Source organism: Paenibacillus sp. UASWS1643, assembly GCF_008693195.1.
In the GTDB taxonomy this organism is placed as follows: Bacteria; Bacillota; Bacilli; order Paenibacillales; family Paenibacillaceae; genus Paenibacillus; species Paenibacillus amylolyticus_B.
Genome location: NZ_VXKZ01000114.1, coordinates 321,927 through 334,698, shown reverse-complemented (window position 1 = coordinate 334,698; position 12,772 = coordinate 321,927). Strand labels below are relative to the sequence as shown.

6 protein-coding genes are annotated in these 12,772 nt (G+C 45.9%); all 6 read left to right on the top strand.

The window, feature by feature from the left end:
* The first annotated feature begins 375 nt into the window (after positions 1-375).
* The 6 genes from rhaD (at position 376) to FE296_RS23810 (ending at position 12,669) form a co-directional block, all read left to right on the top strand.
* A complete protein-coding gene (gene rhaD, locus FE296_RS23835) occupies positions 376-1,221 on the top strand; it encodes a rhamnulose-1-phosphate aldolase (RefSeq protein ID WP_150366564.1) in 846 nt (281 codons plus the stop codon).
* A 261-nt stretch (positions 1,222-1,482) separates the two neighbouring features.
* Positions 1,483-3,300 carry an APC family permease gene (locus FE296_RS23830; protein ID WP_124116999.1) on the top strand — a complete coding sequence of 606 codons (1,818 nt, stop codon included), beginning with the start codon at positions 1,483-1,485 and terminating at the stop codon, positions 3,298-3,300.
* 344 nt (positions 3,301-3,644) lie between these two features.
* Positions 3,645-4,607 carry a carbohydrate ABC transporter permease gene (locus FE296_RS23825; protein WP_124116998.1) on the top strand — a complete coding sequence of 321 codons (963 nt, stop codon included), beginning with the start codon at positions 3,645-3,647 and terminating at the stop codon, positions 4,605-4,607.
* Positions 4,604-5,425 (top strand): carbohydrate ABC transporter permease, encoded by an 822-nt coding sequence (locus FE296_RS23820; RefSeq protein ID WP_150366563.1) that lies wholly within the window; start codon positions 4,604-4,606, stop codon positions 5,423-5,425. The genes FE296_RS23825 and FE296_RS23820 overlap by 4 nt, the downstream gene beginning before the upstream one ends.
* A 334-nt stretch (positions 5,426-5,759) precedes the next feature.
* Positions 5,760-7,091 carry an ABC transporter substrate-binding protein gene (locus FE296_RS23815; RefSeq protein WP_150366669.1) on the top strand — a complete coding sequence of 444 codons (1,332 nt, stop codon included), beginning with the start codon at positions 5,760-5,762 and terminating at the stop codon, positions 7,089-7,091.
* A 430-nt stretch (positions 7,092-7,521) separates the two neighbouring features.
* Positions 7,522-12,669, top strand: coding sequence for an S-layer homology domain-containing protein (locus FE296_RS23810; protein WP_190945495.1), 5,148 nt, complete (start codon positions 7,522-7,524; stop codon positions 12,667-12,669).
* The last annotated feature ends 103 nt before the right edge of the window (positions 12,670-12,772 follow it).

Here is a 12,772-nt window from a genome sequence, read left to right as displayed (position 1 = left end):
GGAGTATGGACAGGCCTCAGCGTATCACGCTTAACGTGAATTCGATCCAAAGAGGTATATGTTCCTTACTGTATCAGCTTGCTTTTCATACTTTTTTTATTTCGCTTTCAGCTTCTATTAAGGTAGCAGAGGTAAGATAAGTCTTGTAAACCCCTTCTCGTGTTAAATAGATGTGTGACTGACCCCGCCGGGCGCCGGTGGGGTATTTTTTTGTTTTATTTTCAAATAAACAAAACTAAACAAAAATAAATAAAAGTTTATTTCTGTGTTTGTTATTGACTACCAAAGATAAACAAAGGTATAATGAATGTGAAATAAGGAACTTACTATGTACGTGGCAAGCCAATTGATTCTCAATATAAGGAGAGATTGATCATGAACGTGACCCTTACCAATGACACAACGCAGGCTGCAGGTTTCGATATTCCATTTGTTCGAGAGATGGCCGAGATTACACAGCATATGTGGAAAAATGGCTGGGATGAGCGCAATGGTGGTAATGTCAGCTATCTGCTGGAGGAAGAGGAAGTAGCCCAATATATCGATATCCATCATGTGATCCGCAAGATCAAACCGGCATTCTCGGTACAGGAGCTGGCAGGCAAGTATTTTATCGTGACCGCATCGGGCAAATATTTCAAAAATGTACTCGCTGATCCCGAGAGCAATCTGGGGTTGCTGCGTGTATCGCAAGATGGGCAGGAGCTGGAATTGCTCTGGGGATTGAAGTCGGGCGCGAATCCAACCAGTGAATTACCTACACATTTCATGAGCCATATTGAACGTCTGAAATTGGACCCGAACCATCGGGTTGTCATGCACAACCATGCCACTCATGTATTGGCTATGACGTTTATCCACGAATTGGATGAAGCAAAATTCACAAAGACCCTCTGGCAGATGTGCACGGAGTGTGTAGTTGTATTCCCGGATGGCATTGGCATTATTCCATGGATGATTCCTGGATCGAATGAGATAGGCCGCGAAACGGCTGAGAAAATGAAAGAATATCATGCGGTTATCTGGCCGCAACATGGCATATTCGGAACAGGTACAACGATTGACGAGGCATTTGGTCTGATTGAGACCATCGAGAAGGCAGCCCAGGTATATATGCTGGTTGCTGGTCACGAGATCCGGCAGAGAATTACAGATGAGCAGCTGACCACACTGGCGCAAGCGTTTGGCGTTACCCCTCGTCCCGGCATTCTCAGCAGTTAACATAGTTTAGGCATAGATCAAGGAAGTGGTCTTTGGTTCATTGAACCAAAGGCCATTTCCTTTTTTTTGACGAACAACCGTCATTTTGGTTCAAAAAAGTTCAAATTACTGAACAAGAATGGCTTTGTTATCGATTATTGAATCGTAGAATGCATTATCACGCGCTGGCGAATTTCGGGTGAAATGACGTATTGTCAACGGCTCTGCGATTTTGCATAATAACAATGCTTCACAGATGAGAGACGGAAGGAAGTTATGATCATGCTTGGCAAAATGAAGAGAATCTTAATAGGCAAGCCCATGAAATCGGCTGAACTGGATGGAGAAAAATTGGGGAAATGGAAGGCACTCGCCATCCTGTCCTCGGATGCCCTATCGTCCGTTGCCTACGGTACGGAACAGATTTTGCTGGTGCTCGTTGCGGCCGGATTCGCCGCCCTGTGGTACTCTGTTCCGATTTCCATCGCCGTGCTGGGATTACTCGTCATTTTAATTTTTTCCTATCGCCAGACGATATTTGCTTATCCAACAGGGGGCGGCGCTTATATCGTAGCCAAGGATAACCTGGGTACAACATCCAGTCTGATTGCCGGAGGATCTCTGCTGGTCGATTATATTTTGACCGTTGCGGTAAGTTCGTCCGCAGGCACGGATGCAATTACATCGGCTTTTCCTATGCTGCATGACTACAGTGTTGTGATTGCACTCATTATGATTGTTTTTCTAACCATTATGAATTTGCGGGGAGTGACGGAGTCGGCGTCTGTGCTGGCGATCCCCATCTATCTGTTTATCTTTTCGATCGCAATTCTGATTATCTCGGGCGGAATCAAGTTTCTTGCCGGGGGGATGGAAGCAGCTGCACCAGAATTCGGAACAAGTCTATCCCATGTGAGTATGTTTCTGTTATTGAAAGCATTCAGCTCCGGATGTTCGGCCTTGACTGGCGTGGAAGCGGTAAGTAACGCGATCCCGAACTTCAAGCAGCCTGCCGAGAAAAATGCCGCGGGTACATTACTGCTCATGGGTTGTATATTGGGAGCCATGTTCATCGGCATCACCTTACTGGCTTATGGGTACGGAGTGAAGCCTGATCCGAAAGCAACGGTCATTTCCCAGATTGCTGAAGCCACGTTTGGCAGGGGCACGATGTATTTTATCATCCAGGGTGTAACGGCACTGATCCTGTTCCTCGCAGCCAACACAGCTTATTCGGCTTTTCCGCTGTTATCCTTCATGATGGCAAAGGATAAATACATGCCGCATGCATTTATGGTCAGAGGAGACCGCCTTGGTTTCTCGAACGGGATCATTTTTCTTAGTGTGATGTCTGCGCTGCTGGTGGTTGGGTTCAAAGGAAATACGGAAAGCCTGATTCCGCTCTATGCGGTAGGGGTGTTCATTCCATTTACCCTGTCACAGCTCGGTATGATGATTCGCTGGATCAAAGTCAAACCGTCTGGCTGGCAGATGAAGTTGCTGGTCAATACCGTCGGTATGCTGACTACATTATCGATTACCCTGATCTTTATTTTCACCAAGTTTACGCAGACATGGGTCATCTTTATCTTTTTGCCACTCGTTGTTTATGTGTTCATGCGTATTCACCGTCACTATTGCAACATTGCCGATGAGCTGCGGATTGATATTCAGGTAGATAAGCCAGCCAAAAAAGGCAATACGATAGTCATTCCTGTTGCGGGCATTACCCGGGTCGTCATGAATACGATCAGTTACGCCCAGACGATGTCGGATCACGTGGTCGCGCTGTACATTGGATTCGATGATGAGGCGATACGCAAGATGGAGCAGAAGTGGGAAGAGTGGAATCCAGGTGTCCGTCTGGTCGTTATCAAATCGAGGTACCGTAGCATTATGGGGCCGCTCAAGAAATTCATTGATACCGTAGAGTGGAAAACGGCAGAGACCGATCACATCACCATATTGATTCCGCAATTCATCACCAAGCACTGGTGGCAAAATGTACTGCACAACCAGACCAGCTTCATGATCCGGGCTTATCTGATCAATTACAAAGACGTGATTGTCACCACGGTGCCATATCATCTTAATCGTTAACTCGAAGGATTAATCGCTTCACCCCGTTTGGAAGATTTACAGATTAATGTAAAATGGGCCACTTTCATTAATAAGCAAACGTTCATATTCCATTTACAGATCAAACCGCAGGAATATCTCCAAAAAGGGGAGTTCTTGCGGTTTTTTTGTCTTAAAATCCGGTCTGGATAGCGCTTTCGAATGGATACACATTTGCGTAAAGCCCCTTGTCCATGATTAACGTTACGTTGATTCAGAATGAATTTTGCTGTGACATTCGACTCGTACACTAGATAACGTGGTGCTGAAGTTGATGTAACATTTCACACACACTGAATGCGTGAAACAAGGGGGAAGAAAATCCGATGAGTGAGCTTGATAACCGGATCAGCTTGCCCGCCGCCAAACGGCGCGTAACCGGTACGAGTGAGCGACGGACAGCCTCGCTGCGCGTGCAGCGAATGCGGGAGAATCTGCTGGCCTATGGTTTCCTGGCACCATCGCTGCTTTTGTTTGCAGTGTTTCTGTTTTACCCGATGTTTAAGTCCGTGTACCTGAGTCTGCATTCCACAGATCCGACGGGACAGATTGCGGCTTATGTAGGACTGGATAACTTCAAGGCCGTGTTCCAATCAGGACTGTTTATGCAAGGGATGAAAGTGACGTTACTATTTGTGCTGTTTACAGTCCCCACAGGTATGTTGGCTGCTCTGATTCTGGCTGCACTGACTCACAACCGGTTCAAGGGAATGCGTGTGTTTCAATTTGTATTCTCTCTGCCCGTGGTGTTATCCGTCGGTTCGTCAGCAGTGATCTGGAAGTTTCTATTCCATCCGACCCTGGGCATGCTGAATTATCTGCTTGGCAAAGTAGGTATCGAACCAATTCCCTGGCTTACCAGCCCGGATTGGGCATTGATCTCGATCTCCATCATGACCATCTGGATGAACCTCGGGTTCAACTACATTATTCTATCCAGTGGCCTGGCAGGCATCCCGGATGAGATCTACGAGAGTGCCAAGATTGATGGCGCAGGAGCATTGCTTACATTTCGTAAAATCTCGATGCCGCTACTGTCACCAACGTTATTTTTTGTTACGGTCGTATCGATCATTGGCGCTTTTCAATCGTTCGGTCAGATCAACATTCTAACCCGGGGTGGCCCGATGGACAGTACGAATGTGTTTGTCTATTCCATCTATCAGGAAGCCTTCGTTAATTTCCGCTTTGGTACAGGTAGTGCACAAGCACTGATCCTGTTCGTGGTGATTATGCTGCTGACCCTGATCCAGTTCAAATGGGTAGAAAGGAAAGTGCATTACCAATGAGTGCGACATGGACCAAAACGCTGTTGTATGTATTACTGACGATCTGTGCAGCACTAGTGTTATATCCGGTGATGTACACCTTTTTCATGGCCGTGATGAAACCGGAAGATGCGAGTGCTTATCCGCCACATATCATTCCAAACTCCATCGATCTGTCCAACTTTAGCGAAGTATTTGCTATTGTTCCGATCGGCCGATTTATCGGCAATACCTTTCTTGTCGCAGGACTGACAACGCTTGGTCAACTGATTACAGCGAGTATGGCAGCCTATGCTTTTGCGAAAATGCAGTTCAAAGGCAAAAACGTCATCTTCAGCATGTTTGTCGCAACGATGATGATTCCATGGGAAGTAACGATGATCCCCAACTACCTGACGGTTCGCAGCTGGGGTTGGCTGGATAGTTACCAGGGGCTGACGGTGCCGTTTCTGGCAACGGCGTTTGGTACATTCCTGTTGAGACAGTTCTTCATGCAACTGCCCAAGGAACTGTTTGAGGCGGCGAGGATCGACGGTTGTGGTCATATTCGCTATTTCATATCGCACGTCTTGCCTTTGTCCCGTCCGGCACTTGGTACATTGGCAATCTATTCATTCTTAAGCATGTACAATTCGTATCTTTGGCCGCTGCTGGTGACAAATACACCGGAAATGAGAACCGCACAGATCGGAATCTCGATGTTGGAGTTCCAGGAATCTACAGCGTGGAATCTGGTGTTTGCCGGAACAGCAATGGTCATTCTACCATCCTTACTACTATTGATCTTCGGGTTGAAACAGCTTGTCCGCGGAATGGCCGCAGGCGCGCTGAAGGGGTAAGGAGAGAAGGTTTTACGAGTATTTAAGTGAATGGAAGATCTGAAGGTTTTGATACCAGGAGCGAATAAAATGAGGCTCGCTTTTCAATAAGATGTTGAGATGAACGACGGTAGTAGTGGAGGGGACGAAATCGATTCTGAAGAAGCAAAGCGTTCGCCTTTATCCCCGGATTTTCCCCTAAGAAGGGGAGAATAAGAAAAATCCGGGGATAACAGCGATCAAAAGAACGATTCGTAACCGTAACGGCCACACCGCATCCCCAAGATTTTATTATTACGCGAGCCATATAAAAGGAGAGCGATTTCGTTTGAAAAAAAGAGGAACATTTGCATTAATGCTGGCTGCACTCATGTTGGTCATCTCCGCTTGCGGAACAAAAGCTGAAACAAGCAGCCCGGCAAGTGGAGCTCAAGCAGAAGCTGCTGCAGCTGAAACAACACAATTGACGTGGTGGCATTCCATGTCTGGCGCTGGGGAGAAAGCCATTAACCAACTCGCTTCCGACTTTAACGCCAGCCATCCGGACATTCAGGTGAAACCCATCTATCAAGGGAAGTACGATGAGAGCTTGAACAAACTCAAAGCATCCATGGGCTCAGACAGTGGTCCAGACATTATCCAGGTCTATGAGATTGGTAGCAAGTTCATGATTGATTCGGGCATGATTACGCCAGTACAACAATTCATCGACAAGGATCAGTTCGACCTGTCCCAACTGGAGCCAAATATCATCCGATACTACACCATCGATGGCAAATTGAACGCGATGCCGTTTAACACATCCAACCCGATCCTGTATTACAACAAGGATATGTTCAAAGCAGCTGGTCTGGATCCGGAGAACCCGCCAAAGACATATGAAGAATTTGAGCAAGCAGCAAAGGCATTGGCGAAAGACGGTAAGCCAGGTGCATCCATGGCGATCTACGGCTGGTTTATGGAACAGTTCTTTGCAAACCAGAATGCAGATTATGTAAACAATGGAAACGGGAGAAATGAGGCAGCTACAGAGTCTCGCCTGAACTCCGAAGCTGGAGTAAAGACATTAACGTGGTGGAAAAAGATGATTGACGAGAAAACCCTCTCCAATCTGGGACGTAGCACAGATGATACAACAGCAGCATTTACCGCTCAGCAAATCGGTATGACCCTTGATTCCACGGCTGGCCTACGCAAAATCGTAGAAGGTTCAGGTGGCAAGTTTGAACTGGGAACAGGCTTCCTGCCTCGTCCAGCGGATGGAAAAGATGGCGGCGTTGTAGTGGGTGGAGCAAGCTTGTACATCATGAACAACAAATCCGAAGCACAACAACAAGCGGCATGGGAATTCATCAAGTACTTGGCTACACCAGAGGTACAAGCAAACTGGAGTGTTGCGACAGGATACTTCCCTATTACGACAGCAGCCTACAATGAGCAAGTATTAAAGGATAATATGGCGAAGTACCCGCAATTCCAGACAGCCGTCGACCAATTGCACGCTTCCGCGGATTCGACAGCAACATCCGGGGCATTAATGGGTGTATTCCCGGAAGCCAGACAACTTGTCGAAGGAGCGATTGAAACGGTCCTAAATGGACAAGGTACACCACAGGAAGCATTGGATGCAGCAGCTAAACAAATTACAGACAAGATTGCGCAATATAACAGTACGGTGAAGAAATAATTGTAGGCTAATCTCAAAATAAAGATGCGGCGATCATTCCTGATCGTCGTATTGTTATGTCTGTGTCTTGAAATTCTATAAGACTTAAGTCTGATTTTTCTTGAGAAGGGATAGAAAGATGCTGTCACTAAATGTCGAAATACGAAACGATTTATAACTTGTATGTTAATTTATTTAACGTAAATGGTTTAATGTGCACATGGATATGACTCAAAAAAATCAAAAAGACATGAATTTGATCTGAAATTAGTCCTGATTAGCATTGAATAATAGAAAATGATTTTTTTTGTGTAATGTATATGTTCTATTTTCTTTCATATCGAAGAAATATTGTTTACACAAGTCTTTTATTCAGTTATCTTATATTTGAACTAATGTACAAGCTGGCTGAACAAATGATTGCCAAGTTGAAAACATGGGGGTAGGACGAATGAACAACAAGCAAGTGAAACGTTGGGCACAAGGGTTTCTGGTTTTCGTTCTTGTCGTTACAGGTGCGGCACCAATAGGTGGATTAAGTAGCACCGCATATGCTGATGAGGAAAGTGTAGTAACGGAAGAGCCGCAAACAAGTGATCAGGAGACATCCATACCGGATGCTGTCCCAACTGAAGAATCGTCAGACCTAGAGTCACCGACTAACGAAGATGATGATATGGATGAAACTGAAAGTGAGGAACCAGCTGAGACGGATAATGCAGAAGTGCAGGAAGCAGACGGGACTGGAATCATATCCATTGCTGATGCACGAGTACTTGCACCAAATACAAATGTAGCCGTTTCAGGTGTCGTAACGTACAGTGAACTCTCTGGAGAATTCACGAATTATTATATCCAAGACGAAGAGGCTGGCATTGTAGTCCGAGCGAAAAATCAAGTTGACGTGGGGGATCGTATTGAAGTGTATGGTCCAATTACCCACTACAGCGGACTCGTCCAGATCGAGAAGGATAAGTCAGGTTTTTCCGAAGGATACATGAAGGTCACTGAGCAAAATATAACACTCCCCGAACCCAAAAATATGGTGTCCACAGACTTTGTCAGACCAGCAGACCAAAGTAACAAAGGTCCGGGCGAAAAGTATGAGGGAATGTTTGTCGAAGTAAGAGATATTCAGGTAACACGGGGCAGTAGTTCGACGTTTTACGCTACGGATAGTCACGGTGCTGAGATGACGATTTATGCCAAAAACTCTCCTACCGCGCTAACTGTCGGCAAAACCTACGAATATGTGCAGGGCGTTCTGACCTTCAACAGTAATTACGGATTAGAGCTTTTGCCTAGAACAGCCGCAGATGTTGTAGAAAATAGCCTGTCTGTGATGGCAAGTGTTCCATCTGGCGGAATTCCCCGAAACAATGAAGTCACATTAACCTCTCCAGCCAATGGTGCAGTTGTACATTACACGACGGATAATACAGAGCCTACTTCTTCTTCCGCCGTGTATAGTAGTCCAATAGTGATTGATCAAGACATCGTAATCAAAGCCGTTGCTATTCTTAATGGACAATCCAGTGCAGTGTACTCCTTTACGTATCAAGTGCTTCCTGATAAAGAAAACTTGCGTATCCATGATATTCAGGGCGCAGGACATACCTCTGTTTTTAACGGCTACGACGTTAAGGATATCGAAGGTGTTGTTACCTCTGTCAGTACAAGCAGTTTTTACATGCAAGAGCTTCCGGATGAGATGGACGATGATCATCGGACATCCGAAGCCATTCAGGTTTATAAACCGAGTCATGGAGTTATCGTTGGCAACCAGGTGAAGGTATCCGGCAAAGTTACGGAATATGGGGCGGTTAACGAATTAACCACCACGCAAATTACGGCGAATACCATTGTAAAAGTGTTAGATAAGGTCGATCTACCTGTACCTGTGAAGTTGGGTGTCAATGGACGAATCATTCCAACAGTCATTGACTCGGACTCTTTTGCAGAATTTAATCCCGAGAAGGATGCTATAGACTTCTATGAAAGTCTGGAAGGCATGCGTGTTGAACTGGAAAAGCCTGAAATTATAGGTCCTTACTCTAGTCAACCGGGTTTGGCCGTTGTTGTGGATAATGGTGAGAACAATCCACTTCGCACACCTAACGGTGGTGTTATTCTGACCGATAACAAGAAAGGTATGAATGAGAGTGATCTCAATCCGCAACGTCTGTTTATCGGCAAGAAACCTTCCAAAGCAGTAAAAACAGGCGATGAGTTGGATGGTAATGTAGTCGGAGTAATGACCTATTCTAGTGGCAATTTCAAGGTTAGTCCGGAAGGGAGTTTGCCAGCAGTTATCCCTGGAGAAACGAAACAAGCGACTACTTCCATTGAACAAGCGGCAGATAAACTGACCATTGCTACGTTTAATGTGGAGAACTTCAGCAAAAAAGATGCAACACGAGCCAGTAAAATCGGCAAAATTATCGTGGATAATCTGAACACGCCAGACATCATTGGCATTATGGAAGTTCAGGATAACGATGGCGATGCCGACACGGGCACAACAGCGTCCAATGAGAGTTTTCAGACTCTAATTGATGCAATCAAAACGAACAACGGACCAACATATCGATATAGTGAGATTTCTCCGGAAAATAACAAGGATGGCGGGGCACCTGGTGCCAATATTCGTGTAGGATTCCTTTATCAACCGAACCGTGTATCGTTGGCTACTGGTATCGGAAAAGGAAATGCTACGACAGCGATCACAGTCAAAGCTGACGGCAGTCTCTCCAATAACCCGGGTCGTATTGCACCAGGGGATGAGGCGTTCGCCAGCTCCCGCAAACCACTTGCAGCTGAATTCGAATTCAATGGTGAACGTGTAGTGGTGATTGCCAATCACTTCAATTCCAAAGGTGGAGACCTGAAACCTTTTGGAAACATACAGCCTGCCACTCGAAGCAGTGAAGTTCAACGTGCGAAGCAAGCTGCATTGGTGAATGGATTTGTGAAAGAGTTACTGAACAAAGACCCTGATGTAAATGTCGCCGTTCTCGGTGATTTCAATGACTTCCATTTCTCAAAAACATTGAACATTGTTGAAGGTGATGAACTGGATAACCTGGTAAACGAACTACCAGAAAATCAGCGGTATTCCTACATCTATGATGGAAACTCTCAGACACTGGATCACATTCTGGTGAGTAAAAATCTGACTGAGACAGCAGCTATCGAAGTGGTACATGTGAATGCCGATTTTGAGACAGCGGATGGACGGGTGAGCGACCATGATCCACTACTCGCACAATTAAGTATTGGAGATTCAGTGGAAGAAGGGGACTTCAACCTGCGCGTACTGCACACGAATGATACGCATGCGCATCTGGATAACATCCCGCGCCGAGTAACGGCAATTAAGGAAACACGCAATGATAATACTCTGGTGCTGGATGCAGGGGACGTATTCTCTGGTACATTGTACTTCAATCTGTTTAGTGGTCTGGCTGATCTGGAGTTCATGAACATGATCGGATATGATGCCATGACTTTTGGTAACCATGAGTTTGATAAAGGTCCAAGTGTACTGAAATCATTTATTGAAAAAGCAGAGTTCCCGTTTGTGAGTACTAATATTGATTATTCAAAGGATGCGAGCTTGAGTGGCTTGTACAACAATAGCATCGGTGATCCGGGTGAGAAAGCTGGAATCTATCCGGCGATTATTACGGAAGTGAATGGTGAGCGAGTCGGTATTTTCGGACTGACAACACCTGACACGGTATCTCTTTCTTCACCGGGAGATGACTTGAAGTTTGCGGATTATAAGGCAAGTGCACAAGCAACTGTACAGATGCTGCAAAAGGAAGGTATCAATAAAATCATTGCTTTGACTCACCTTGGCTACTCTGAGGATCTGAAATTAGCTGAAGCCGTAGAAGGAATCGATATTGTGGTAGGCGGGCATTCACACACCATTCTGAACGCACCAGTTTTGGTGGATACCCATGCGGACCCAACTTTGGTTGTGCAGACTGGGGAATATGATGTTTCTCTTGGTCAATTGGATGTTACGTTTGATGAAGTGGGTATATTGAAAAAATGGAAGGGTAAACTGCTGAGCCTGGATGCGAAAGATGCTTCCAACCAATTCATCTATGCTGATGATGTGGAAGCCGCAAACAAGCTGGCAGAATATGCTCCTCAGTTGGAACAGTTCAAGAAAACGATTATCGGTAAAACAAATGTCTACCTGGATGGAGAACGTGGCACTGTGCGGAAACAGGAAACCAATTTAGGAAACCTGATGACAGACGGTATGCTGGAGAAAGTGAAATCCATTGTGCAGGAAAACGACGTCAAAGGATACGTCGCGATCCAAAACGGCGGTGGCATTCGTGCTTCATTCCAGACAGGTGATATTACGCTGGGCAATCTCCTGACTGTGATGCCATTCGGTAATAATCTGTCTGCGTTGAAAATGACGGGCAAGGAAATCACAGCCGCATTGGAAAATGGCGTTAGTGGTGTGGAAACGGGAGAAGGGCGCTTCCCACAAGTGGCAGGCATGCGTTTCTACTACGATTCCACGAAACCAGGCGAGAAAATTGATGCAACGACCAATACCGTGACCCAAGTGGGTCAACGTGTGGTCAAAGTTCAGATTAAGAATGCAGATGGTACTTACTCGGATATTGATCCGAACGGGTATTATATCGTTGCTACCAATTCATTCATGGCTAACGGTGGAGACTTCTATCGTGCTATGAGAATAGCGAAAGATGATAATCGATTCTACGAATTGAATCTGGTCGATTATGAAATCTTCCATGAACATTTGGACCGTGTAGGTACAGTCGATCAAAAGACGGAAGGACGCAGTATGGATTTGAAGGGAGCGCCACTTCCGGGGGACGGAAATGGAAGCAATCCTGGTAATGGTGGCGGCAATAATGGAAGTAATCCGGGCAGTGGTAACAGTGGTGGAGGGTCTACAACACCTACCCCGCCTGTAACTCCAACCACACCAACCAATCCTACAAACCCAACTACGCCAACCGTTCCGGATAATGGAGGAAGTCCTAATCCAACCACACCTGTTGTAGACCTGAAGGACATCGGAAATCACTGGGCTGCTGCTGCCATTGAGCGGGCCATTTCCCGGGGAATTGTGAACGGATATCAGGATGGTAATTTCCGTCCAAATGCACCAGCGACACGCGCCGAATTCATTGTGATGTTGGGAAGAGCATTTGAACTTCCAGCCAGCAACAAAGCATTGACGTTTAAGGATGCTGCTCGGATACCTGCATGGGCACAATCCTTTATTTCTCAGGCAGTGGATCAAGGCATCATTAGTGGGTACACGGATGATACGTTCCGTTCAACGGGTAAAGTATCGCGGGTAGAGATGACGGTTATGCTCGCCAGAGCACTCGGCCTTCCAGTGGAGTCCAATCCGGCACTGAGTTTCGCGGATGCAGATAAAGTAACGGCGTGGGCTGTTCCATATATCGCTGCTGCATATGATGCAGGACTGGTGAAGGGAACAGGGAAAAATATGTTTAACCCACTCGCTGAAGCAACACGTGCTGAAGTGGTAACCTTGCTATTGGCGGCAAGCGATTTGAAAAAGCAATAAAACACATAATATAGACGGTGTAAAACAGCTTGCAGACTTTCATCTGCAAGCTGTTTTTATTTTCTAATTTATGCCTGTTAATTTTCACCAAGTGAAGGTATAG